Source organism: Xenorhabdus doucetiae (genome assembly GCF_000968195.1).
GTDB classification, from domain to species: Bacteria; Pseudomonadota; Gammaproteobacteria; order Enterobacterales; family Enterobacteriaceae; genus Xenorhabdus; species Xenorhabdus doucetiae.
Genome location: NZ_FO704550.1, coordinates 715292 through 739611, shown reverse-complemented (window position 1 = coordinate 739611; position 24320 = coordinate 715292). Strand labels below are relative to the sequence as shown.

Here is a 24320-nt window from a genome sequence, read left to right as displayed (position 1 = left end):
GTTTGTTACCATAATCTGAACTTAGACTTTTCTTCCCATTAAGTTCGTATTTAAAAATAGAACACAGCAGCATATTCTTTATCACCCTCCAGATCAGAAAAAAACTCACCTTGTGTGAAATAAAAAACTCATCCTCATCTCCATAAAAAACAAAAAACCATAAATTCAATTAGTTAAAGAAAACATAAAAGTCAACAAATAAAAATTATTCATTACAAATCGTTATTAGATATGTCCTGTAGTTATAAACTTGTTGAATTAATGTTAGATGCCAAATACCATTCAGGCAAAATCGGATAACTAACCAAACCGTTTATTTATGTTTTCATAAGGTTTTATTTCATCAGTAAAAATAATCATAAACAAAATAGAATATTACATAGAGAAACTTTAAATCCTCGGTCAAATGTAGGAGCTACTGTATGCAGCTTTTTCTCAAAGCATTGAAAGAATCTGGATTACAATTTTCTGTTTCTCCTGAATTATATAAACAAGAAAATGAAAATACAGAAATAGAAATTTCCCAATTAACACAACAGATTAAGGATATACTCTATAATATATTACCACTAAACTCCCCTATTCCAATAACATCACACGTGGAATCTCCTGAAACAGAAGACTTTCCATTAACCGATATTCAATATGCTTATTTGATTGGGCGTAATCCTGGGCTAGAGCTGGGAGGATTGACAAGCTGCCTATATACCGAATGGGATATAAAATCTTTAGATATCGCGTTATTAAATCAGGCCCTGAATAAGATTATTGAGTACCACCCCATGTTACGGGCAACGTTATCTTCGGACGGTCAGCAAAAGATTTTACCTATGCCATTAACCTATACCATTTCTATTCAAGATGGCAGGGCATGGTCAGATTCAGAAAAAGATAAAATGCTGGCAATATTTCGTCAGGAAATGGAAACGCAATTATTACCTATGGATAAAGCGCCCACATTTGATATACGGGCAACCCTACTTAATAATGATATTACCCGTCTGCATATTTATTTCGACTTGATGTTTGTCGATATTCATAGTGTCCGGTTGGTATTACGTGACTGGTGGAAAATTTATCAGGGTCATAAACTGCCTGTTTTACCTGATAACAGCAGTTTCCACCGTTATATTAAATCAGAACGTTATTTACAGGGACAACCGCAGGGGCTGCGTGATAAAACCTATTGGGAGAAACAGTTAGATCATTTACCTCAACCACCCGAATTACCGTTAAAAAATGCGCCAGAGATCATTTCTCCGCCGGTGTTTAAACGTTACAGCCGAAAAATCTCTGCTGAAACATTATTCGCTCTGCGGAAAAAAGCGGAATTACGCCAGCTCACGTTGGAAACCGTGCTTCTCGGTCTGTACGCAGAAGTACTGCGTCAATGGTCGAAACGTCAAACGTTTACCCTGACAATCACGCAATTTGGCCGCCGCCCCTATTTTGCTGGCATTGAAAATATGGTCGGCAACTTCCTGCAACCGCTGTTATTGGGCGTCGGGGGAACCGGAGAAGAAAGCCTCTATGATCGTTTAGTGCAGATCCAGACTGATCTGATGCTGAATCGCTGGCACTGTTCCCATAATGGTGTTCAGGTTCTGCGGGAGTTGACCCGCCGGAATCATGGCAACCGGGCAGCCACCGCGCCGGTTGTCTTTAGCAATACTCTGACAGCGGATTTGGACAACGTAGTCACCGATACCGGTTGGACGGAAGCGACCCACGTCTATAGCAGTAACCAAACCCCACAAGTCTGGTTAGAGAACCAGGTTGTCCGGGTTGATGATCTTGTCCAGATTAACTGGAACACCGTCAATGAGTTATTCCCTGACGGCATGGTGGAAGCCATGTTGGATGCGTATATGGCGCTGCTGGCGACGTGTGCCGAAGAGGATTCTGTCTGGGATGAAAACATCCCCTTGGTGCCCTTGCCGAACTCAGATCGGATGGAGCGGGAACAAGCCAACGCAACGGATACCGAATTTGATCTCAAACCCCTGCATGAAATGGTGTTACAGGCCGCCGCCAAATTCCCTCATGCCATTGCGCTGATTCAGGGTGACAAACAGGTCACCTACGCAGAAATGGTCAGTAAAGCTGATGCCGTAGCACAACAACTGCGAGCCTCCGTTCAAATCGATACCAGTGATATTGTCGCGGTTTCCCTGCCACAAAGCCCGGCGTTGGTCATCGGGTTACTGGGCGTGCTGATGTCAGGAGCGGCCTACGTCGCCATTGATCCCCAGCTTCCTGCTGAACGCCGGATGAGTTTACTCCGCCGCTGTTCAGCCAAGGGAATTGTCACTGACAGCACGGTTTTTGCCCATGATGAATTCCCTCATTTACTCCGTATCAATCTGGATGAGTGTCCGGTGTCCGGCGCGAGGGATACAGAACAAGCGACCATGCCATCCATTCAGGGATTGGATGATCTGGCCTATGTCATCTTTACCTCCGGTTCCACCGGAGAACCGAAAGGCGTCATGGCTTCCCACCGTAATGCCGCCAATACGGTGGTTGATATTAATCACAAATTCCACGTCACCAAAAAAGATGCCGTGTTGTCGGTCGCACCAGCCGGATTTGATTTGTCCGTTTATGACTATTTCGGGCTATTGAGCGTGGGCGGAAAAGTGGTTTTTTCCCTGCCTGAAACCGCCAATGATCCCAAAATCTGGTTAGATCTGCTGATCAAACATCACATTACTATCTGGGATAGTGTACCGGCTCCCGTGAAAATATTGGTAGACAGAAATGGTTCCGCCCTGTCTGAAAGCCCCTTAAGGTTAATCCTGATGAGCGGGGACTGGATACCGGTCGATCTACCGGAACGTATTCGGGAGAGTCTGCCAGAGACGGCGATTATCAGCCTTGGCGGAGCGACTGAAGGCTCTATCTGGTCGATCCATTATCCCATTGAGGAAATTGATAAAAACTGGAAAAGCATTCCTTATGGCAAGCCGCTGGCAAATCAAACGTTCCATGTTTTGAATAATTGGCTCCTTCCCTGCCCCAAATGGGTGACCGGAGAGCTTTATATTGGCGGCGACGGCGTGACCCAAGGTTATTTGGGCGACGCAGAAAAAACCGCACTGCGCTTTATTACTCATCCTGTGACGGGTGAACGGCTGTACCGAACCGGCGATTTAGGGCGATATATTGCCGGAGGTTTGATCGAAATTTTAGGACGTGAAGATAATCAGGTAAAAATCAATGGCTACCGTATTGAATTAGGTGAAATTGAGGCCTGCCTCCTGACCCATGAAAACGCCAGCCATGTTGTCATTGATGCCCCGGTTCATGCCAAAACCGGCCAACGGCATATTGTTTCCTATATTGTGCCCGAAGCACCAGAAACACTGGCTGATCCGGCGCATTTTCAGGAGCAGCTACGGGAGATTGCCCGCAAAACATTGCCCTCTTATATGGTGCCCAGTTATTACCTCTTATTGGCGCATATGCCATTAACCAGTAATGGAAAAATTGACCGTAAAGCACTGCCTGCCCCTTGGTCTGACAGCGAAGAACACGCTGATGCGCCAGTCAAGCCCGCGAATGAGATAGAAGCCAAGATCCTGAAACTCTGGCAAGCACAGCTCCAGCATGATGATTTTGATGTCACCGATGGCTTTTTTGATATTGGCGGTGATTCGCTGCACGCCGTGGGTTTACTGAGTGCGCTGCGACAGGAATTTAATATTACGCCCGTTGGCGAGCAGGACATCATCGAAGGGCTGTTTATGAATGCCAATATTCAGTCTTTCTCTCGCATCATCGAAACCCTCGTTCAATCTCAAGTGGTGAATGAGCTATGACCAAAATATACGATTATATCGTGGTCGGTGGCGGTTCCGCAGGCTGCGTGGCCGCATCACGCCTGTCCGAAAATAGCATGAAGTCGGTATTGCTGATTGAAGCAGGCTGCCAATCTGATGTACATGATCCGGCCAGTCCGCTCAGGGATGCGTCAAGACTGGTACTGGAAGGCTATAACTGGGATTACGAAGCCAATGTGCGCAATGATGAGCGGTTTACCGCCCTGATTGCGCCTCCCGTGCACGAACAAGGTAACCAGCAACAGGTTCGCAAACATAAAGAGCGCAAACCGTTTAATTATCGCGTGGGCAAAGTGCTGGGGGGTTCTTCCGCCGTCAACGGTGCCATTGCCCTGCGCGGATTTCCGAGCGATTTCGATCAATGGGCGCAAATGGGTTGCCCTAGTTGGTCTTGGCAGCAGGTTCTGCCGTGGTTTAAGCATCTGGAGAATGATACCGATTATCCCGGCGATAATATCCACGGTTCACAAGGGCCGATGTGTCTGCGCAGACCACCGCAGGGTGAGATCCATCCGCTGGATAGGGCCTTTGCCCGTGCCTGTGAACAGCTTGGTGTGCCTTATGCCAATGATCTCAATGTCGGGGAAGATCCCGCCGTCGGCCCTGTACCCGCCAATGTCATCAATGGTGCCGAAAGAGTCGATGTTTATCGTTCCTATCTTGAACCGAACCTGAGCAGGGAAAACCTGCACGTGATAACCGATGCCTTGGTCACGCAGATCATTTTTAACGGCACGGTTGCCGCCGGGGTAAAAATCATTCAGGCGGGAGAAGAGCGGGTTTATCAGGCCGGACACATTGTTCTCTGCGCTGGCGCGATTGGCTCAGCCACCTTATTGCAGCGTTCAGGGGTGGGTGATCCAGAACATCTGGGCAAATTAGGTATCCCTGTGGTTGCATCCGTGCCCGCCGTTGGCAGAAATCTCACTGACCATGCCTCCGTGGTACTCTGGGCGCTCCCCAAAGCCGGTGTCTGTACCACCGGATTACCGTGGCGGCAAATTGCTGCCCGCATTAACAGCGGTTATGACGAAAACGTCGATGTGCAAATTGGCTTGCTGAACAATGTTGCCAGCGACACCGTACCGGGATTCAGAGATCGTGTGACTTATCCGATGTTAGTGGGCGCTTCCGTGATGTTGATGCGTCCAGAGATGCGCGGGCAGGTCTTCATCAGCTCTGCCACACCCACAGAATTACCCCAGATTGATCTGCCATTAACCCGAACCCCGTCAGATATCTCTCGTCTGGTCGGCGGGGTGCGTAAAATCTGGCAGGTTTTGCACCATCCAGAAGTGAATGTGTTCCTTGATGGCATCCAGTTTTGGTCTCACTCCATGATTAATAACGATGAAATCATGAACAGTGCCATCAAGAATCTGGTCAATCCGGGCTGGCACGCCTCTGGAACGCTCAGAATGGGTCTCCACAGTGATCCCGATAGCGCCACGCAGGAAGAGGGGCAGGTACATGGCATTACCGGCGTCACCGTTGCCGATGCGTCCCTGTTCCCCACCATTCCCTCCATGCCAACCAATCTGACCACCATTATGGTAGCTGAACGCATTGTCAGTTTCCTGATCAAGCGAGAAGAAACAGGGCGGAGGATAAATGAACATTAATTGCAGGCGGGTGATTTATGCCTTTCCACATGCCGGGGCAACCACCGCCGTTTATCGCCCCTGGCTTAATGATCTGATGGCAACTCAATCGGCGATCTTGCAGCCCGTTGCCATCCCTGGTCGTGGCGCTCTGGCGAAGGAGCCGGAACTGCATGATCTCGATTCACTGATTGAGCGATTGGCTGCCGATATCTGGGCGGATTGGCAACAAAAACAGGCGCTGGGTATCACGGAGTGGATCACCTTTGGCCACAGTTTTGGTGGGGTGCTGAGTCTCGCGGTGGGTCAGGCGCTAATAAGCAATTACGGCACTTCTCCCTTATTTGGCGTGGTATCCAGTTCTGTTCCTCCTCATCGTCAACTCAACGATGAGCGGCATGAGTGGACAGATGAACAATTGATGCAGAAAACCAGACAGGATCAAGGGACACCCGCCGCCATTTTGAACGAGCCGGCGCTGATAAAACCCATCATCCGGCAACTGCGCAATGATTACCGGATACGCAGCCAATTTCCCCGGCTTGGCAATAGGCAGGTGAATTACCCGCTGGTGCTGATTTCCGCCACCCACGACAGGCATGTCACGTTGGCAGATATGGAAGCGTGGAAAGGTTACACCTCGAACGCTATTTCGCTTATCCATATCGAAGGAGATCACTTTGCTGTGTACCAACATTGGGATGTCATCAAACAAATACTGCTGAGTAAAACAAATATTGCTGAATAAAACAAAGGCTGACAAAGAATCTGGAGTGAATATGCGTATTGAGATTGATAGTTTTGATCATTACCGAAAATCCTGCCGTGAATTTCTTGCGCGGGAAATCGTGCCTGAGCATCCAAAATGGGAAGAGAACGGGCTGGTTGAGCGATCCTTTTGGGAGAAATTAGGTCAGGCAGGATTGTTAGGCATGGCTGTCAGCCCTGAGTTCGGGGGACGGGGAAAAAATGATTATCGCTTCGCCGTGATCCTGACCGAAGAGCTGATCAAAGCTGGTGTCACTGTGCCGGGGATCGTTGCCCATAATGATGTGGTGACCAGCTATCTCTTTTCCCTCGCTAATGGGGAGCAGAAAAACCGGTGGCTGCCGGAATTGTGCAGCGGAAAAAGGGTCGCCGCCATTGCCATGACGGAACCCGGCGGAGGCTCCAATACCGCAGATATCAAAACCGTGGCGAAACGTCAGGGCGATTATTATCGAGTCAATGGCAGTAAAACTTACATTACCAACGGCATCAATGCGGATCTGATCGTCGTCGCGGTAAAAACCGACGAAGGAAAACAGGGTCAGGGGATCAGCCTGCTGGCCATCGAGCGGGATATGCCCGGATTCACGAGGGGAGCGCCATTAAAGAAAATTGGCTGGCATGGCAGCGACACGGCGGAACTCTTTTTTGATGATTGCAAGGTGCCCGTTACCAACCTGATTGGCCGTGAAAACCTCGGTAACTATTATTTTATGTCAGCCATGCCGCGCGAACGCCTCAGCATTTCAACCGTGGCGGTGGCCAGCGCAGAACAGATATTGCAGAGCACCCTGGACTATGTAAAAGAAAGAGCCGCTTTCAATCAACCGATCGGCTCCTTTCAATACAACCGTTTTATGCTCGCGCAATTAGATACCGAAGTAAACATCGCCCGCATCTACCTTGATAACGCCGTTGATCGCTTTAACCAAGGGCTTTTCACTTTAGTCGATGCCGCCCGCATCAAGTTGTGGACAACCGAACTGCAAATGAAAGTGGCCGATCGTTGCCTGCAATTGCACGGTGGCTTGGGTTACCTGCGTGATTCCATTGCCGGCAAGAATTGGCTGAATAGCCGCGCCCAGACCATTTACGGTGGCACCAGTGAAGTACTGCAAGAAATCATCAGCAAATCAATGGGACTTTAAGCCGTGATCGTTGTTGGAGAGGATATAAGGGTTATGAATAAGCAAAACACTACGTCGTGTCTCATTCAATCAGTCAATGTCAGTCAATGGAATGCGATTATTCTCGATTGGGCGAATGTCGAAAACTGGGATATGAATACGGACGATGCCGCCTGTTTCTTTAATGTCGATCCGGCGGCGTTTTTTATTGCCTATCGTGGGAGCCACCCCATTGCATCAATCTCGATGGTCAATTATTCCGATTCTTATTCGTTCGGTGGCAATTTCATCATTCTGCCAGAATACCGCAACCATGTTTGTGCCGGCAGAATCTGGCAATGGTCGATGGACTATGCCGGACACCGCACCATTGGCTGTGATGGTAACTGGGATAAAACGCAACTCTACGGAAAAAGAGGCTTTGCTATTCATTATCGCAATGTCCGGCTTTCCGGGATCATCAGGCAAAAAATCACCCCACCCGCCGGCGCTCTTCCGATCACACCCGCCAATATTGATGAAGTCATTCAGTATGATGCGGAATGCACCGGCATTTATCGCGGGGCACTACTTGCCAACTGGTTCTGGGGAAAAGAACGTTATGGATTTTGCACTTATTCCAGCACCGGGATTTCCGGCGTCATCGGCATCAGGCGATCACAAAATGGCTACCGAATCGGCCCTTTCTTCGCCGATAACGCCGACGTTGTTGAAACATTGGCCCTGACCGCATTCGCCCAGATCCCGGCGGGTTTACCGGTATCCGTTGATGTTCCCGAAACCGATAACAACGATTTTCTCCCACTGGCGAACGAATATGGGCTAAAGGGGCTTTTTAACACCTACAGAATGTACAAAGGCAATCTCATACCAAAGGGGCGGCTGGATAAGGTCAAAGCCATTGCGTCTTTGGAGTTGGGGTAATCATCATTAACAAAGATATTCCTATTGAGAGGTAATGTATGGCAAATGAAACACCGACCTTATTTGAATGGATGGGAGGCCGTGAGGTACTCATGAAACTCATGGCCACCTTTTATGCCAAGGTCGAAAAAGATGAACTCCTTGCCCCGCTGTTTAAAAACATGAAATCCGATCATCCCGGCCATGTCGCCATGTGGTTGGAAGAAGTGCTCGGTGGGGAAAAACGTTATACCGACGAGCGTGGAGGCTTCAAAGTCATGTTGAGCCGTCACAGGGGCAGAAGCATTCAGCCGGAACAGAGAAAGAGATGGGTCACTTTGCTTATGGAATCAGCGGATGAAATCGGCCTGCCTGCTGATCCTGAATTTCGTGCCGCATTTGCCAGTTATATCGAATGGGGTTCGCGCCGGGCTGAAGCTAATTCTCAACCCAATGCCGCCCCTTCACGCCGCGAAACCGTACCCAAATGGGGCTGGGGAGAGGCGCCTCCGGGCACGCCCTGATCGTTACAGAAACGGAGAGATAGAGAGGTAAGTTCATGCTGTTGGCAATCAGTGACCTGCATGTATCTCATGCCACCAATAGGGCAATAGTCGACTCGTTCAGGCCAGCCACGCCTGACGATTGGCTGCTGCTGGCAGGTGATATTGCAGAGCAGGAGTCAGACTTTACTTGGGTCATCAGTACACTTTCCCAACGGTTTGCCCAAGTGGTCTGGACGCCGGGAAACCATGAGCTTTGGTGCACGCCCAAAGATCAATTAAAGTTGCCCGGCGTTCCACGCTATGAACATCTGGTCAATATCTGCCGACAGCATAACGTACTGACGCCTGAAGATGAGTTCCGTCATTACCGCAGGGGGAATGGGACAACCGTGACCATTGCCCCTATTTTTACGCTATACGATTATTCATTCAGAAATGAGGCTGACTATACGGCGGAGCAGGCCATCGAACGCGCCCGGCGTTGTGGGGTCATTAGCTCTGACGAGTTCTTCCTGAAAACCTATCCCCACCGAAATATTGTCGATTGGTGTCGGGAACGTATCCACTATACCGAAAAACGCCTGAACGCCATTCCAGAAGGTGAAGATATCGTGCTGATCAGCCATTTCCCTCTCACCCGTAAGCCGCTCGAATCGCTGCGCAACCGCGAATTTTCCATTTGGTGTGGCAGTGAAAAAACGCACCCATGGGCATCACGAACCGGGGTTCGTCTGGTGGTCTACGGACACTTGCACCTGCCTGATCTCGACTATATTCACGATGTTGCCCATTTGGAGGTCTCTTTGGGCTATCCGCGGGAATGGCAAGCGCATGGCAGGAAGTCTTATTTAGTGCCACTGGATGGATTATTGGAACACACGAACGAATATCACCCATCATCTATGCTGATAAGAGGCTAATTTAGCGATGAAAAATGATGAAATCCTGCCACAGATAAAACCCCGGATTTTAATCGGGGCAACCGGGTCAGTGGATATCACCCTGCTGCCCAAATATCTTGCCGCCATTAAAGCAACCATCGACTGTACATTGACGGTCTTGATGACCCAGCCTGCCACCACTTTTTTACCCGCCTCAACCGTTGCACTCTATGCCGATCGGGTGATTAACGGAGAGATGCCACACGATTGGCCGACCGACAAACCTTCGCGCATTGTCGCGGATCATGATCTGATGGCGGTTTTACCCGCAACAGCTAACACACTGGCGACGGTTGCCTGTGGCGGCGCACCCAATCGGTTAACAACGGTCATTCTGGCCTCGACATTTCCGGTGCTGTTTTTTCCGGTGATGGGCAGCGTCATGTGGGAAAAACCGGCGACACGTCGCAATATCAATCAATTGCGGGATGATGGTTACCACGTCATTGAACCCAAGTGGCATGAAAATTTTGACGTTTCACTACAACGAATGGTTGGGCATCCTTCATTACCGGAGATTGAAACCGTCATTTTATTACTGAAACAACATTTACCCAAACATCTGCCAAAATAAATCCTGAGATTAATCGCCTCGTGGAAGAGTAATAGCCGTAAACTCTTCCTCGATTCAAATCTAAACTACCTATCCCGACAATGAACCCTGTTTAAAAATTGCAGAACAAATGGCTTTTAATATAGCATAAGTTTTATTTTCAACTATTTTGGTTCTGGCAAGATAATTGGGAATAATCACCTTATATCCTATTTTATAACTATAAATCGGTAATTTATGTCACAAAATCTCATTCGTCCATTAAACAAACAGGATTATAAAACTCTGTCCTTAGCGTCTTTAGGCGGCGCTCTGGAATTTTACGATTTTATTATCTTTGTCTTTTTTGCTGTTGCCCTGGGAGAACTTTTTTTCCCGGCGGATATCCCGGAATGGCTCAGGCAATTACAGACATTTGGTATTTTTGCTGCGGGTTATCTGGCCCGGCCTTTGGGTGGGATCATCATGGCCCATTTTGGCGATCGGGCTGGGCGTAAGAAAATGTTTTCACTCAGTATCGTGATGATGGCCGTACCCACACTCGCCATCGGCCTGTTGCCGACCTATAACACCATCGGCATGGCAGCGCCTGTGCTGCTGTTACTGATGCGGATCATGCAGGGAGCCGCGATTGGCGGAGAAGTGCCCGGTGCCTGGGTTTTTGTGGCAGAGCATGTGCCCCATAAACGCATTGGGCTTGCCTGTGGTATTTTGACCGCAGGACTGAGCATGGGGATTTTATTTGGTTCCCTCGTCGCCACCCTGATTACCTCTCTTTACCCCAAGCAAGAAGTGTTGGATTGGGCATGGCGTCTGCCATTTTTCCTGGGAGGAATTTTCGGCCTGTGCGCTATGTACCTGCGCCGCTGGCTGCATGAAACCCCGGTCTTCAAGGAAATGCAGGAACGCAAGGCATTGGCAGAAGAGCTGCCCCTCAAATCTGTCGTTTTCAATCACAAGCGCGCCATCTCAATTTCCATGCTGCTGACATGGCTGCTTTCTGCCGGCATTGTCGTCATTATCTTGATGACTCCAACCTATATGCAGACAGTATTTCATCTGGAACAATCACTGACTTTGCAGGCAAACAGTCTGGCCATCATCGCATTAGCGATCGGCTGTATCTGTGTAGGCTATTTATGCGATAAGTGGGGAGCCAGTATTGTACTGATTGTCGGCTGCCTTCTATTAGCGGCCGCCACTTGGTTTTTCTATCACAATATCAGCCACGAACCGCGCAAACTCTTTAGCGCTTACGCCTTCGTCGGGCTGGCGGTGGGCGTCATTAGCGCAACACCTTTTGTCATGGTGAAGAGCTATCCACCAGAAGTCAGGTTCAGTGGCATTTCATTTTCATATAATCTGGCTTATGCCATTTTTGGTGGACTAACCCCCATTTTTGTCACCCTATTGCTGACATATACCCCACTGGCACCCGCCTACTACATGATGACCTTATCGGCTGTTGGTCTTTTACTGGGATGTTACTTGCGGAAAAAATCTATCTGATCATGCGGAGGGGAGCACAGGATGAGCGTCATTCGCTCATCCTGTTGAAAAACGGTTAAGCGTGTTTCACTTCACCAATGGGCAGAACAGTGCGGCCATATTGTTCATTCAGCACTTCCGCCATTGCCAGATAGAAAGCACTCGCACCACAGATAATGCCTTCAAAACCCGCGAAGGTCAGGATGTCAGCATTGCCGGTGATATTGCCAATTGCCAGCAATGCAAACAGCAGCGTCAGGCTGGCAAACACAAATTGCAGGACACGGTTAGCTTTCAACGTACCAAAGAACATAAACAGCGTGAAAATGCCCCACAGTGCGAGGTAAACGCCAAGGAACTCATGGCTGGTGGCTTCAGCCAGACCCATTTTTGGCAGGAAAAGCAACGCGATCAGGCTCAGCCAGAACAGACCGTAAGAGGTAAATGCGGTTGCCGCAAACGTGTTCCCTTTCTTGTACTCAAAAATGCCGGCCAGCACTTGAGCCAAACCACCATAAAAAATGCCCATGCTCAAAATCGCGGATGCCAATGGGAAAAAACCGGCATTGTGCAGATTCAACAAAATGGTTGTCATGCCAAAACCCATCAAACCCAATGGGCCTGGGTTCGCCAACTGATTAGAATGCATACTTCCCCTAGAAAATACAGAAATTATAAAAAGCGGCGAATCATAATGGGATGACATCAATGACACAATGGCCTGAGAAAAATTTTTTTATTAAATCTCAATTTTTTTTCAATTCCCCCCTTGATGATGAAATGAATGACCCCATCTAAGTCTCAACTACAGTTACTGCTGAATATTTCGGCATAAGCTGAAAAACAAAATGGGGAATTTCTGGCAAACCGAGCCATTGAAAAGAAAACATTCGTCCTCATATAGCTTAGTAACTTGACCGAATATATGAATTTTTTGTGGAGGCGTTTAGATGGGTAAAATTATTGGTATCGACTTGGGAACTACCAACTCTTGTGTAGCAATTATGGACGGCACAACCACGCGTGTGCTTGAAAACAGTGAAGGTGATCGTACTACACCTTCCATCATCGCATATACTCAGGATGGTGAAACTCTGGTTGGTCAACCAGCTAAACGTCAGGCTGTTACTAACCCGCAAAACACGCTGTTCGCCATCAAGCGTTTGATTGGCCGTCGTTTCCAAGACGAAGAAGTGCAGCGTGACGTCTCTATCATGCCATACAAAATCATGGCAGCAGATAACGGCGATGCGTGGCTGGAAGTGAAAGGCCAAAAAATTGCACCACCACAGGTTTCTGCTGAAGTTCTGAAAAAGATGAAGAAAACAGCGGAAGATTATCTGGGTGAACCTGTCACCGAAGCGGTTATCACCGTGCCAGCCTACTTCAACGATGCACAGCGTCAGGCAACGAAAGATGCCGGCCGTATCGCGGGTCTGGAAGTTAAGCGTATCATCAACGAACCAACCGCAGCGGCGCTGGCTTACGGTCTGGACAAAGAAGTGGGCAACCGCACTATCGCCGTTTATGACTTGGGTGGTGGTACTTTCGATATCTCTATCATCGAAATCGATGAAGTAGATGGCGAAAAAACCTATGAAGTTCTGGCAACCAATGGGGATACCCACTTGGGTGGTGAAGACTTCGACAGCCGCATGATCAACTATCTGGTTGACGAATTTAAGAAAGAACAGGGCATCGACCTGCGTAATGACCCGCTGGCCATGCAGCGTCTGAAAGAAGCGGCAGAAAAAGCGAAAATCGAGCTTTCTTCTGCCCAGCAGACTGACGTGAACCTGCCATACATCACGGCAGATGCGACCGGTCCTAAGCACATGAACATTAAAGTGACCCGTGCAAAACTGGAATCTCTGGTTGAAGATCTGGTTAAGCGTTCTATCGAGCCGCTGAAAGTTGCCCTGAATGACGCTGGCCTGTCTGTCTCTGACGTTCAGGATGTCATTCTGGTTGGTGGTCAGACCCGTATGCCAATGGTGCAGAAAGCCGTTGCAGATTTCTTCGGCAAAGAGCCACGCAAAGACGTGAACCCGGACGAAGCGGTTGCGATGGGTGCTGCGGTTCAGGGCGGTGTACTGGCAGGTGACGTGAAAGACGTGCTGCTGCTGGACGTGACTCCACTGTCTCTGGGTATCGAAACCATGGGCGGCGTGATGACTTCCCTGATTACCAAGAACACCACTATCCCAACCAAGCATAGCCAAGTGTTCTCTACTGCGGAAGACAACCAGTCTGCGGTAACCATTCACGTACTACAAGGTGAGCGTAAACGTGCCAGCGATAACAAATCCCTGGGTCAGTTCAACCTGGATGGTATTCAGCCAGCACAACGCGGAACACCACAGATCGAAGTGACTTTCGATATCGATGCTGACGGCATCCTGCACGTTTCTGCGAAAGACAAAAACTCTGGCCGTGAGCAAAACATCACCATCAAGGCATCTTCTGGTCTGAACGAAGAAGAAATCCAGCAGATGGTACGTGATGCAGAAGCAAACGCAGAAGCTGATCGTAAGTTTGAAGAGCTGGTTCAGATCCGTAACCAAGCTGACCAACTGGTTCACGGCACCCGTAAGCAAGTTGAAGAAGCGGGCGACAAACTGGCAGCGGACGATAAAGCGGCCATCGAGAAAGCGACTTCTGAGCTGGAAACAGCGGTAAAAGGCGAAGACAAAGCGGAAATCGAAGCGAAGATCCAAGCACTGGTCGAAGCATCCCAGAAACTGCTGGAAATCGCACAACAGCAAGCCCAGGCGGGTGCTGCTGATGCCGGCGCAAGCAACGCGAAGAAAGAAGACGACGTTGTAGACGCTGAATTCGAAGAAGTTAAAGATAAAAAATAATAGCCCTTAGCGGGCAAAGTAACAGGGCGCCTGTTACTTGTTAACTGGCACGGGCGTTGAGGTAACTCCACGCCCGTGCGTGCGTGTTAAGGGTAGACAATACGATGGCAAAAAAAGATTATTACGACGTTTTGGGCGTTTCCAAAACCGCAGACGAAAAAGAGATCAAAAAAGCCTATAAACGGCTGGCAATGAAGCATCACCCTGACCGTAATCAGGGTGATAAAGAATCAGAAAGCAAATTCAAAGAAATTAAAGAAGCGTATGAAATCCTGACCGATCCTCAGAAACGCGCCGCTTATGACCAATATGGTCACGCAGCCTTTGAACAGGGTGGCATGGGCGGTGGCGCAGGTTTCGGTGGCAGTGGGGCTGACTTTAGCGATATCTTTGGTGACGTTTTCGGCGATATTTTCGGTGGTGGCCGTCGTCAGCAACGCCCCAGCCGTGGCTCAGACCTGCGTTACAGCATGGAGTTAACTCTGGAAGAAGCTGTCCGTGGTGTGACCAAAGAGATCCGTATTCCCACACTGGAATCTTGTGATACCTGTCATGGCAGCGGCGCCAAAGCGGGCACCAGCCCGGAAACGTGCCCAACCTGTCACGGAGCAGGCCAAGTTCAGATGCGCCAAGGGTTCTTCGCGGTTCAACAGCCTTGTCCTCAGTGTCACGGGCGCGGAAAAGTCATCAAAGAGCCTTGTGGTAAATGTCATGGGCATGGTCGCGTTGAAAAATACAAAACGCTGTCGGTTAAAATTCCGGCCGGTGTCGACACAGGCGATCGCATTCGCTTAAGCGGAGAAGGTGAAGCCGGTGAACAAGGTGCACCAGCCGGCGATTTGTACGTTCAGGTACAAGTCAAAACGCACCATATCTTCGAGCGTGATGGCAGCAATCTCTATTGTGAGGTGCCGATCAACTTCGCAACCGCAGCGTTGGGCGGCGAAATTGAAGTCCCTACCCTTGATGGTCGCGTCAGCCTGAAAATCCCTGCGGAAACCCAGACCGGCAAACTGTTCCGCATGAAAGGCAAAGGGGTGAAATCCGTCCGTGGCGGCGTTCAGGGCGATTTGTTGTGCCGTGTGGTGGTAGAAACACCGGTTAAGCTGAACGAAGAACAAAAAGAGCTAATGCGTAAACTGGGTGAGTCTTTTGGTGGAAAAAGTGGGGAAACCAACAGCCCGCGTTCCAAGAGCTTCCTTGATGGCGTGAAAAAATTTTTTGATGATTTGACGAAGTAATTTTATTTACTGATAAAATCATTAATAACGTTTTCCCTGATTATCTTTTGGGCTGGATAATCAGGGTTGTTTTAGACAATTTATAATCCTATTGACTCCCTGCACATTCCTTACCCCAATTTAGTCCCAATAACCCCAGCCACAATCACAACACAAGCCAATAACCGCATTTTGCTAAACGGTTCCCGCAAAATAACAACCGATAATAACATCGCAAATAACACGCTGGTTTCACGCAAGGCGGCAACCAGCACAATAGGCGCATGGCTCATCGCCCAAATCACAATGCCATAACTCAATAACTGCATCAACCCGCCCAGTAACCCTTGCTGCCAATATTGGCGAAGATGCCTGCCGGCACGACTCCAATATTTGCAATACATCATCGCGCCCATGACCCAACCATTAATCGCGAACAACCATAAAATATAGCTCAAGGTATTCACGCTGGCGCGGGAGCCAGCCCCATCGGCTAAGGTATAACCTGCGGTAAATACGGAGGTTGTGATGGCGGCAATCAACGTCTTGCGATCTAATTGCAAGGATTTTTTCCCTTGTGGAAACGCAATTAACATGATCCCCACAATAATAAGTGCCACGCCCAGCATAGCAAGCGGCGGTAACATTTCCCGCAAGATAAGCCAGCTCAATAAGGCGGTGATTAATGGCGCACAACCTCTGGCAATGGGATAGACCTGACCCAAGTCTCCCGTCGCGTAAGAGCGGCTTAAAAACAGACAATACGCCGTATGTAAGATCGCAGAGAAGATTAACCACGGCAGGGAGGATAAAGTCGGCAATCCGACCCAAAATAGTCCCAATGTCGCAATGAGTCCGGCAAAAAAGACAATGATCGAAATCCCCAAGAACCGGTCAGCACTAATCTTAACTAAGGCATTCCAACTGGCATGCAGCATAGCTGCGCCAAGGACAAACAGGAAAAGTAACGTTGTCATGGATGATTTTACTGATATCGTTAGCACAAATAATGATTAAAAATTATTCTGTTATGCAGTGTAGCTTATCAATATTGCGAAAAACATTATTTCATCATGTTATAATTCGAATATAACGATTAATTTAGCATAAATAACCTGCTTTTTCCGATATCATAACTAGCATAACATTCACGACCTTGATCAATTTCATAGGTTAATTTATCCATGACAGCAATCATTCGCCAATTCTTGAAATTAGAGGCTGCGGGAGGCCTCCTTCTCATTATCGCGGCCGTTATTGCGCTGATTATGGCGAATACGCCATTGCAGGGTATTTATCATCAATTTCTCAATCTTCCTGTTGCGGTGCAATTCGCCGCATTAGAAATTAACAAACCATTATTATTATGGATAAATGATGGATTAATGGCGGTGTTTTTTCTCATTGTCGGGCTGGAAGTGAAGCGGGAACTCATGGAAGGCTCGCTTGCCGGTCGTGACAAGTCCATTTTCCCGGCGATTGCTGCGCTTGGCGGAATGCTGGTGCCTGCTTTGATCTATCTGCTGTTTAATGGCAGTGATGAGATCACACAACAAGGTTGGGCAATTCCCTGTGCAACCGATATTGCTTTTGCGCTGGGCGTCATGGCCTTGTTGGGGAAACGTGTTCCCACTGGATTAAAAGTCTTTTTGCTGGCGCTGGCGATTATTGATGATTTAGGTGTCATCATGATTATTGCGTTGTTTTATACCAAAACCGTGTCTTTGGTCGCATTAGGCATGGCGATCATCATGATTGGGCTGTTGGCCTGGATGAATTGGAAAGGAGTAGCCAAAACATCCGCTTATCTGATGGTGGGTGCGGTGTTATGGGTGTGTATCTTGAAATCGGGTGTTCATGCCACATTAGCCGGCGTTATCGTTGGGTTCTTGATCCCGCTTCGTGACAAAAAAGGTGATTCCCCCTCCGAAACGCTGGAGCATGAACTGCATTCATGGGTCGCGTATTTAATCCTGCCACTGTTTGCTTTTGCCAATGCCGGTGTTTCATTACAGGGCGTCACATTAAATGGCTTGGCAAATATGTTGCCTGTCGGCATTGCCCTTGGCCTGTTGATTGGCAAGCCATTGGGGATTTTCCTGTTTAGCTGGATTTCGGTAAAACTGGGCATGGCGAAGTTGCCGGAAAATATTGGCATGCGACAAATCTTCGCCGTTTCCGTCCTGTGTGGGATCGGTTTTACCATGTCTATCTTTATTTCTGCTCTGGCATTCGAAGGTCTCAATGATACTTTCAGTACCTACTCCCGCTTGGGTATATTAATGGGGTCTACTATCGCGGCGGTCATCGGTTATGGCTTATTGAACAGACTATTGCCAAAGACGATTACCAAAGAAAAGAGCGCAGAAAAAAGCATAGCCAAAAACCAATGAATAGATTAATTTAAGCACAAAATCAGAAAGAATTTCCGAATTAATTCACCCTGTTAATATCAATAGAAAAATTAGGAAAACGCCATAATCTGGCAACCTGAAATGTATGGTCACGGCTGTTGTACAGATGTGAGGCATACACAAGGATAAATATATGCGGGTTTCACATTTAAATTTTAACCATCTTTACTATTTTTGGCACGTTTGTAAGGAAGGTTCTGTTGTCGGGGCAGCAGAAGCGCTGTACCTGACACCACAAACCATTACCGGGCAGATCAAAGCGTTGGAAGAACGGATGGGTGGGAAATTATTCAAGCGCCAGGGAAGAGGTTTAGTGCCCTCAGAACTGGGGCAGTTGATTTTCCGTTACGCGGATAAGATGTTTACCCTCAGTCAAGAAATGCTGGATATCGTGACTTACAGCCGGGAAGCCAACCTGCTGTTTGATGTCGGCGTTGCTGATGCGCTGTCCAAGCGTTTAGTCAGCAAGGTGCTGGAAACCACCGTTGTGGAGCATGAGAAAATCCACTTACGGTGTTTTGAATCGACCCATGAAATGCTGCTTGAGCAACTGAGCCAGCATAAACTGGATATGATCCTTTCCGACTGTCCGGTGGATTCTTCGCAACAGGAAGGGTTGTTTTCAGTGAAACTGGGAGAATGCAATATCAGTTTTTACTGCCGCCAGCCGATCCCGGAAAAACCCTTTCCAGAATGTCTGGAAGAGCGCCGTCTGTTAATTCCGGGACGCCGCTCAATGCTGGGCAGAAAGCTCCTGACATGGATACGCAATAAAAACCTGCAAGTTGAAGTGCTGGGCGAATTTGATGATGCTGCCTTGATGAAAGCCTTTGGTCTGTATCACAATGCCATTTTCATTGCGCCTTCTTTCTATGCCAATGATATTTTCGCTGACAGCGATATCATTGAGATAGGCCGGCTGGATACGGTACAGGAAGAGTATTACGTCATCTTTGCCGAGCGCATGATCCAGCATCCGGCAGTCCAGCGCGTGTGTAACAAAGATTTTTCTGCGTTATTCAGTTCGCCACCCAAAAGCCGCCCTGAAAAATTACGCTAACGTGATGATGTAAAAGCATGATCTTAAAATCGATAGGTTAAAACCGACAGGTACAAAAAAACCGGCTTAAAGCCGGTTTTTTTAGCATAACCAAAACAATGATTACATTGCTTTGATTTGCGCTGACAGTGCAGATTTATGACGTGCTGCTTTGTTTTTGTGGATCAGACCCTTACAGGCGTGACGATCAACAATAGGTTGCATGTCATTGAATGCTTTCTGTGCAGCTTCTTTATCGCCAGCAGCGATAGCCGCGTATACTTTCTTGATAAAAGTACGCACCATAGAACGACGGCTTGCGTTGTGCTGACGGCGTTTCTCAGACTGTACGGCGCGTTTCTTAGCTGATTTGATATTAGCCAAGGTCCAACTCCCAAATATATTCTATCGAGGACAATTCAAAGGCCGAGGAATATGCCTGTTCAGCCTTCTTTTGTCAATGGATTTGTGCAAATAAGCGTCGTTGTACAGCGACGCTGGTTACGTTGTGATGGGGCGGGATTTTATCAGCTTACTGAGAGGGAATACAGTCTTTCGCAATAAAAAACTGCATGAATCCCGGAGAAATGCGATAAATTAAATATTTTTCGGGCATCTGGCCTATTTTTATTGTATGAATCAGGTTATTAATTAAAACCCTTTGTGATCGTGGGTTAACCTTGCGCTTTGTACAAGGTATAATCCGGCAATTTCCACGGTATTGAGCCAGCTATGGAGCTAATTCGCGGTATACACAATATCCGGGCGCGTCACCATGGTTGCGTGCTGACGATTGGTAATTTTGATGGTGTCCATCGTGGGCATCAGGCTTTATTAAAACACTTGAAGCAAGAAGGGCAGCGTCTCGGATTACCGACGATGGTCATGATTTTCGAACCGCAGCCGCTGGAAGTTTTTGTGGCGGATAAAGCGCCAGCCCGCCTGACAAGGCTGAGAGATAAAATAAAGTATCTCGCCCAAAATGGAGTTGATTATCTGTTATGTGTGAAATTTGACAACCATTTTGCCGCCAATTCGCCTGAAGCCTTTGTTTCACAGTTGCTCGTTGAAAAACTGGGTGTTAAGTTTCTGGCAATAGGGGATGATTTCCGGTTTGGCAAACATCGCCTTGGCGATTTCCACTACTTGCAGCAAGCAGGTCAACAATACCATTTTGATGTCGCCAGCACAGACAGTTTTTGTGACAGCGGTCTTCGGATCAGCAGTACAGCTATTCGTCAGGCACTGCAAAGTGATGATCTGGCCTTAGCCGAAATATTACTGGGGCATCCTTACAGCATAAGCGGCAGAGTTGTGCACGGTAAAGAATTGGGACGCACCATCGGTTTTCCCACAGCTAACTTACCGTTGAAACGTCTGGTGGCACCTGTTCAGGGCGTTTATGCGGTTGAAGTCCACGGATTGGGTGATAAACCCCTGCCGGGAGTGGCGAACATAGGCAATCGCCCCACCGTTGCGGGTCAAGGCCTGCAACTTGAAGTGCATTTGATTGATACCCAAATGGATCTGTATGGGCGTCATATCGATGTGGTATTACGCAAAAAATTGCGTAATGAGCAGCGATTTGCATCGCTTGATGCGCTTAAACAGCAAATCGCAAATGATGTGGTTGCTGCGAGAAACTATCTCTTGCAGCGATCCGAGTCATGTATCTAGCGGAAAATTGGAACTGAGAATCTATAATGAGTGACTACAAAGATACCCTGAACTTACCGGAAACAGGGTTCCCTATGCGCGGGGATTTAGCCAAGCGCGAACCCGATATGTTGAACCGTTGGTACAAAGAAGGTTTGTATCAGGCCATTCGAAAAGCAAAATCTGGCAAGAAGACGTTTATTTTGCATGATGGCCCCCCCTATGCAAATGGCGATATTCATATTGGTCACTCAGTTAATAAAATTCTCAAAGATATTGTTGTTAAGTCCAAAGGGCTATCCGGCTTCGATTCGCCTTATATTCCCGGCTGGGACTGCCACGGTTTGCCCATTGAGCTTAAGGTTGAGCAGATTATCGGCAAGCCGGGGGAAAAATTTTCCGCTGCCCAATTCCGTGCTGAGTGCCGCAAATATGCCATGACTCAGGTCGAAGCACAGAAAGCGGACTTCAAGCGTCTGGGTGTTCTGGGCGATTGGGATAAACCTTACCTGACCATGGACTTCAAAACCGAAGCTGACATCATTCGGGCACTGGGCCGCATTATCGAAAATGGGCATTTGCTGAAAGGCGTAAAACCCGTTCACTGGTGTACTGATTGCGGTTCCTCCCTCGCCGAAGCGGAAGTGGAATACTACGATAAAACCTCCCCGTCCATCGACGTGCGCTTTGCGGCGGTTGATGCCGATGCCGTGTATGCCAAATTCGGTGTACAACCCCAAGGACTGCCGGTTTCTCTGGTCATCTGGACAACCACCCCGTGGACATTACCGGCAAACCGTGCCATTTCCTTGGGCGCGGAAATTAGCTACCAGTTGGTCAAAGTTGACAACGAATGCCTGATTCTGGCGGCGGAACTGGTCGAAAGCGTGATGCAGCGTGCCGGTATCACGGCATGGGCAGTCTTGGCGGATTGCGCCGGCGCCGATCTGGAGCTGATGAGTTTCAATCACCCATTCATGGGCTTCGATGTGCCTGCCATCCTCGGTGATCACGTCACATTGGAAGCGGGTACCGGTGCCGTCCATACCGCAGGCGGTCACGGCCCTGACGATTACTCCATCAGCTTAAAATATGGCCTAGAGATCGCCAACCCAGTGGGTCCGAATGGCTGCTTTATCTCCGGCACTTATCCTTCATTGGATGGGCAATTTGTTTTCAAAGCGAACGACATCATCGTTGAATTGCTGAAAGAGAAAGGCGCACTGCTGAATCTGGCAAAAATCCAGCACAGCTACCCTTGCTGCTGGCGTCACAAAAAACCGATTATCTTCCGTGCAACCCCGCAGTGGTTCATCAGCATGGATAAAAACGGCTTACGCGAACAGTCCCTGAAAGAGATCAACGATGTTCAGTGGATACCCGGCTGGGGGCAAGCGCGGATCGAATCCATGGTAGAAAACCGTCCGGACTGGTGTATCTCCCGCCAACGCACATGGGGCGTGCCCATGTCGCTGTTTATCCATAAAGAGACCCAAGAACCGCATCCTCGTACCGCTGAGTTGATCGAAGAAGTTGCTAAGCGCGTCGAAATTGATGGCATTCAGGCCTGGTGGGATCTGGACGCCGCAGAACTGCTGGGCGATGAGGCCGCTGATTACACCAAAACGCCAGATACGCTGGATGTCTGGTTTGATTCAGGCAGTACCCACTCTTCGGTGGTAGATGCGCGTCCGGAATTCAACGGCCATTCAGCCGATATCTATCTGGAAGGTTCTGACCAACACCGTGGCTGGTTCATGTCTTCACTGATGCTGTCCACGGCGATCAAAGGCAAAGCGCCTTACCGCCAAGTGCTGACTCATGGTTTCACCGTTGATGAACAAGGGCGTAAAATGTCCAAATCCATCGGCAATACCGTCAGCCCGCAGGATGTAATGAACAAACTGGGCGCAGATATTCTGCGTTTGTGGGTCGCCTCTACCGATTATAGCGGCGAAATTGCGGTGTCTGACGAGATCCTGAAACGCTCTGCCGATGCGTACCGCCGTATCCGCAACACTGCACGCTTCCTGCTGGCAAACCTGAATGGTTTCAACCCGGAAGAGCATGGTGTAAAAGCCGAAGAGATGGTGGTGCTGGATCGCTGGGCCGTCGGACGCGCTCAGGCAGCACAGGCCGATATCCTTAAATACTATGACGAGTATGATTTCCATTCCGTGGTGCAACGCTTGATGCAGTTCTGTTCCGTGGAAATGGGTTCGTTCTATCTGGATATCATTAAAGATCGCCAGTACACCGCGAAAAGTGACAGCCTTGCCCGTCGTAGCTGCCAGACGGCACTGTTCCATATCGCAGAAGCGTTGGTGCGCTGGATGACGCCAATCCTGTCGTTCACGGCGGATGAAATTTGGCATCAACTGCCGGGTAAACGTGCGCAATATGTCTTCACCGAAGAGTGGTATGACGGGCTGTTTGGTCTGGCAGAGGGCGAAGATATGAACGATACTTTCTGGACTGATCTGCTAACGGTACGTGGCGAAGTGAACAAAGTGCTGGAACAGGCGCGTGCAGACAAGCACATCCGCAGTTCACTGGAAGCGGCTGTCACGCTCTATGCCGATGACGCACTGGCAGAAAAACTCAACAAACTGTCTGATGAACTGCGTTTTGTTCTCCTGACTTCTCAGGCGGAAGTCGCTGCTTATGCCGCTGCCGGTGAGCATGCACAGCAAAGCGAACTTGCTGGCCTGAAAGTGGCTTTCCGCAAAGCGGACGGAGAAAAATGTCCACGTTGCTGGCACTATGCTAAAAACGTGGGTCTGGTGGCGGAACACGCAGAACTTTGCGGCCGCTGTGTGACTAACGTTGCCGGTAACGGTGAAGAGCGTAAATTTGCCTGATGAGTAAACCCATTTGTTCCACCGGACTTCGCTGGCTTTGGCTGGTTGTTGTGGTATTAATATTGGATTTGGGCAGCAAACACTTAGTGTTGCAGCATTTCACGCTGTATGAATCGATCCCATTAATACCCTATTTCAACCTGACTTATGCTCAGAATTTAGGGGCAGCTTTCAGTTTTCTGGCTGATAAAGGCGGCTGGCAACGTTGGTTCTTTGCATTGGTGGCGGTTGCCATTACGGTGGTACTGCTGGTCATGATGTATCGTTCCAGTGCCAGGCAAAAGTTGAGCAATATTGCCTACGCCTTAGTGATTGGTGGGGCATTGGGAAATTTGTTCGATAGGCTGGTGCATGGCTTTGTTGTCGATTTCATCGACTTTTATGTCGGAGAGTGGCATTGGCCTACCTTTAATATTGCAGATTCTGCAATTTGCATCGGGGCTGCGCTCATTATCATCGAGAGCTTTATCAGCCCGGATGACAAGGATAAAAAAGTCGCCCCGAAAGCTTAGTCCTTGAAAACATAGTCATTGAAAACTT

At 48.6% G+C, this 24320-nt stretch carries 19 protein-coding genes; 16 read left to right on the top strand and 3 right to left on the bottom strand.

What is annotated here, in order from left to right; all coding sequences use genetic code 11:
• The first annotated feature begins 422 nt into the window (after window positions 1–422).
• The 9 genes from XDD1_RS03585 to XDD1_RS03545 all read left to right on the top strand — a co-directional run bounded on the left by XDD1_RS03585 (window position 423) and on the right by XDD1_RS03545 (window position 11750).
• Window positions 423–3821, top strand: a complete 3399-nt coding sequence (locus XDD1_RS03585; RefSeq protein ID WP_045968753.1) for a non-ribosomal peptide synthetase — start codon at window positions 423–425, stop codon at window positions 3819–3821.
• Window positions 3818–5464, top strand: a complete 1647-nt coding sequence (locus tag XDD1_RS03580; protein ID WP_045968752.1) for a GMC family oxidoreductase — start codon at window positions 3818–3820, stop codon at window positions 5462–5464. Before XDD1_RS03585 ends, XDD1_RS03580 begins: the two co-directional genes overlap by 4 nt.
• A complete protein-coding gene (locus XDD1_RS03575) occupies window positions 5454–6191 on the top strand; it encodes a thioesterase II family protein (protein WP_045968750.1) in 738 nt (245 codons plus the stop codon). Before XDD1_RS03580 ends, XDD1_RS03575 begins: the two co-directional genes overlap by 11 nt.
• A 31-nt stretch (window positions 6192–6222) precedes the next feature.
• Window positions 6223–7359 (top strand): acyl-CoA dehydrogenase family protein, encoded by a 1137-nt coding sequence (locus XDD1_RS03570; protein WP_045968749.1) that lies wholly within the window; start codon window positions 6223–6225, stop codon window positions 7357–7359.
• A gap of 33 nt (window positions 7360–7392) precedes the next feature.
• On the top strand, window positions 7393–8262 hold the full coding sequence (locus XDD1_RS03565) for a GNAT family N-acetyltransferase (protein WP_045968747.1): 870 nt from the start codon (window positions 7393–7395) through the stop codon (window positions 8260–8262).
• Between the two features lie 38 nt (window positions 8263–8300).
• Window positions 8301–8765: a group II truncated hemoglobin gene (locus tag XDD1_RS03560; RefSeq protein WP_045968745.1), complete on the top strand. Its 465-nt coding sequence runs from the start codon at window positions 8301–8303 to the stop codon at window positions 8763–8765.
• A 35-nt stretch (window positions 8766–8800) separates the two neighbouring features.
• On the top strand, window positions 8801–9667 hold the full coding sequence (locus tag XDD1_RS03555) for a metallophosphoesterase family protein (protein ID WP_045968743.1): 867 nt from the start codon (window positions 8801–8803) through the stop codon (window positions 9665–9667).
• Between the two features lie 7 nt (window positions 9668–9674).
• Complete coding sequence (locus XDD1_RS03550) at window positions 9675–10262, top strand: flavoprotein (protein ID WP_045968741.1); 588 nt, start codon at window positions 9675–9677, stop codon at window positions 10260–10262.
• A 216-nt stretch (window positions 10263–10478) separates the two neighbouring features.
• A complete protein-coding gene (locus XDD1_RS03545) occupies window positions 10479–11750 on the top strand; it encodes an MFS transporter (protein ID WP_045968739.1) in 1272 nt (423 codons plus the stop codon).
• Between the two features lie 55 nt (window positions 11751–11805).
• On the opposite strand, the gene satP is transcribed toward XDD1_RS03545, so the two are convergent.
• Window positions 11806–12378, bottom strand: a complete 573-nt coding sequence (gene satP, locus XDD1_RS03540) for an acetate uptake transporter (RefSeq protein ID WP_045968738.1) — start codon at window positions 12376–12378, stop codon at window positions 11806–11808.
• Window positions 12379–12679: 301 nt separating this feature from the next.
• On the opposite strand from satP, the gene dnaK reads away from it, so the two are divergent.
• Window positions 12680–14590, top strand: coding sequence for a molecular chaperone DnaK (gene dnaK, locus XDD1_RS03535; protein ID WP_045968736.1), 1911 nt, complete (start codon window positions 12680–12682; stop codon window positions 14588–14590).
• Between the two features lie 104 nt (window positions 14591–14694).
• Window positions 14695–15831, top strand: a complete 1137-nt coding sequence (dnaJ, locus tag XDD1_RS03530; RefSeq protein WP_045968735.1) for a molecular chaperone DnaJ — start codon at window positions 14695–14697, stop codon at window positions 15829–15831.
• 110 nt (window positions 15832–15941) lie between these two features.
• On the opposite strand, the gene XDD1_RS03525 is transcribed toward dnaJ, so the two are convergent.
• On the bottom strand, window positions 15942–16787 hold the full coding sequence (locus XDD1_RS03525; protein ID WP_045968733.1) for a DMT family transporter: 846 nt from the start codon (window positions 16785–16787) through the stop codon (window positions 15942–15944).
• Between the two features lie 207 nt (window positions 16788–16994).
• On the opposite strand from XDD1_RS03525, the gene nhaA reads away from it, so the two are divergent.
• Window positions 16995–18203 carry a Na+/H+ antiporter NhaA gene (nhaA, locus tag XDD1_RS03520; RefSeq protein WP_045968731.1) on the top strand — a complete coding sequence of 403 codons (1209 nt, stop codon included), beginning with the start codon at window positions 16995–16997 and terminating at the stop codon, window positions 18201–18203.
• Window positions 18204–18357: 154 nt separating this feature from the next.
• On the top strand, window positions 18358–19284 hold the full coding sequence (nhaR, locus tag XDD1_RS03515) for a transcriptional activator NhaR (RefSeq protein WP_045968729.1): 927 nt from the start codon (window positions 18358–18360) through the stop codon (window positions 19282–19284).
• 102 nt (window positions 19285–19386) lie between these two features.
• Here the strand turns inward: nhaR and rpsT are convergent, their stop codons facing one another.
• The gene (rpsT, locus tag XDD1_RS03510; protein ID WP_045968728.1) at window positions 19387–19647 is read right to left on the bottom strand and encodes a 30S ribosomal protein S20; all 261 of its coding nucleotides are present in this window, start codon (window positions 19645–19647) and stop codon (window positions 19387–19389) included.
• 348 nt (window positions 19648–19995) lie between these two features.
• Here rpsT and ribF point away from each other — a divergent pair, with 348 nt between their 5' ends.
• Genes ribF through lspA form a run of 3 tightly spaced genes read left to right on the top strand, consistent with a single transcriptional unit; the run spans window position 19996 to window position 24292 of the window.
• Window positions 19996–20940: a bifunctional riboflavin kinase/FAD synthetase gene (ribF, locus tag XDD1_RS03505; RefSeq protein WP_045968726.1), complete on the top strand. Its 945-nt coding sequence runs from the start codon at window positions 19996–19998 to the stop codon at window positions 20938–20940.
• A gap of 26 nt (window positions 20941–20966) precedes the next feature.
• Complete coding sequence (ileS, locus tag XDD1_RS03500) at window positions 20967–23780, top strand: isoleucine--tRNA ligase (protein WP_045968724.1); 2814 nt, start codon at window positions 20967–20969, stop codon at window positions 23778–23780.
• Window positions 23780–24292, top strand: coding sequence for a signal peptidase II (gene lspA, locus XDD1_RS03495; RefSeq protein ID WP_045968722.1), 513 nt, complete (start codon window positions 23780–23782; stop codon window positions 24290–24292). Before ileS ends, lspA begins: the two co-directional genes overlap by 1 nt.
• The last annotated feature ends 28 nt before the right edge of the window (window positions 24293–24320 follow it).

What these genes read in the sequence shown, in the direction of transcription:
- XDD1_RS03525 (WP_045968733.1), bottom strand. Translation starts at nt 16,787, where the DNA reads ATGACAACGTTACTTTTCCTGTTTGTCCTTGGCGCAGCTATGCTGCAT.
- XDD1_RS03570 (WP_045968749.1), top strand. Translation starts at nt 6,223, where the DNA reads ATGCGTATTGAGATTGATAGTTTTGATCATTACCGAAAATCCTGCCGT.
- satP (WP_045968738.1), bottom strand. Translation starts at nt 12,378, where the DNA reads ATGCATTCTAATCAGTTGGCGAACCCAGGCCCATTGGGTTTGATGGGT.
- XDD1_RS03565 (WP_045968747.1), top strand. Translation starts at nt 7,393, where the DNA reads ATGAATAAGCAAAACACTACGTCGTGTCTCATTCAATCAGTCAATGTC.
- ileS (WP_045968724.1), top strand. Translation starts at nt 20,967, where the DNA reads ATGAGTGACTACAAAGATACCCTGAACTTACCGGAAACAGGGTTCCCT.
- nhaA (WP_045968731.1), top strand. Translation starts at nt 16,995, where the DNA reads ATGACAGCAATCATTCGCCAATTCTTGAAATTAGAGGCTGCGGGAGGC.
- XDD1_RS03580 (WP_045968752.1), top strand. Translation starts at nt 3,818, where the DNA reads ATGACCAAAATATACGATTATATCGTGGTCGGTGGCGGTTCCGCAGGC.
- XDD1_RS03585 (WP_045968753.1), top strand. Translation starts at nt 423, where the DNA reads ATGCAGCTTTTTCTCAAAGCATTGAAAGAATCTGGATTACAATTTTCT.
- XDD1_RS03555 (WP_045968743.1), top strand. Translation starts at nt 8,801, where the DNA reads ATGCTGTTGGCAATCAGTGACCTGCATGTATCTCATGCCACCAATAGG.
- XDD1_RS03550 (WP_045968741.1), top strand. Translation starts at nt 9,675, where the DNA reads ATGAAAAATGATGAAATCCTGCCACAGATAAAACCCCGGATTTTAATC.
- dnaJ (WP_045968735.1), top strand. Translation starts at nt 14,695, where the DNA reads ATGGCAAAAAAAGATTATTACGACGTTTTGGGCGTTTCCAAAACCGCA.
- ribF (WP_045968726.1), top strand. Translation starts at nt 19,996, where the DNA reads ATGGAGCTAATTCGCGGTATACACAATATCCGGGCGCGTCACCATGGT.
- dnaK (WP_045968736.1), top strand. Translation starts at nt 12,680, where the DNA reads ATGGGTAAAATTATTGGTATCGACTTGGGAACTACCAACTCTTGTGTA.
- nhaR (WP_045968729.1), top strand. Translation starts at nt 18,358, where the DNA reads ATGCGGGTTTCACATTTAAATTTTAACCATCTTTACTATTTTTGGCAC.
- lspA (WP_045968722.1), top strand. Translation starts at nt 23,780, where the DNA reads ATGAGTAAACCCATTTGTTCCACCGGACTTCGCTGGCTTTGGCTGGTT.
- XDD1_RS03560 (WP_045968745.1), top strand. Translation starts at nt 8,301, where the DNA reads ATGGCAAATGAAACACCGACCTTATTTGAATGGATGGGAGGCCGTGAG.
- XDD1_RS03545 (WP_045968739.1), top strand. Translation starts at nt 10,479, where the DNA reads ATGTCACAAAATCTCATTCGTCCATTAAACAAACAGGATTATAAAACT.
- XDD1_RS03575 (WP_045968750.1), top strand. Translation starts at nt 5,454, where the DNA reads ATGAACATTAATTGCAGGCGGGTGATTTATGCCTTTCCACATGCCGGG.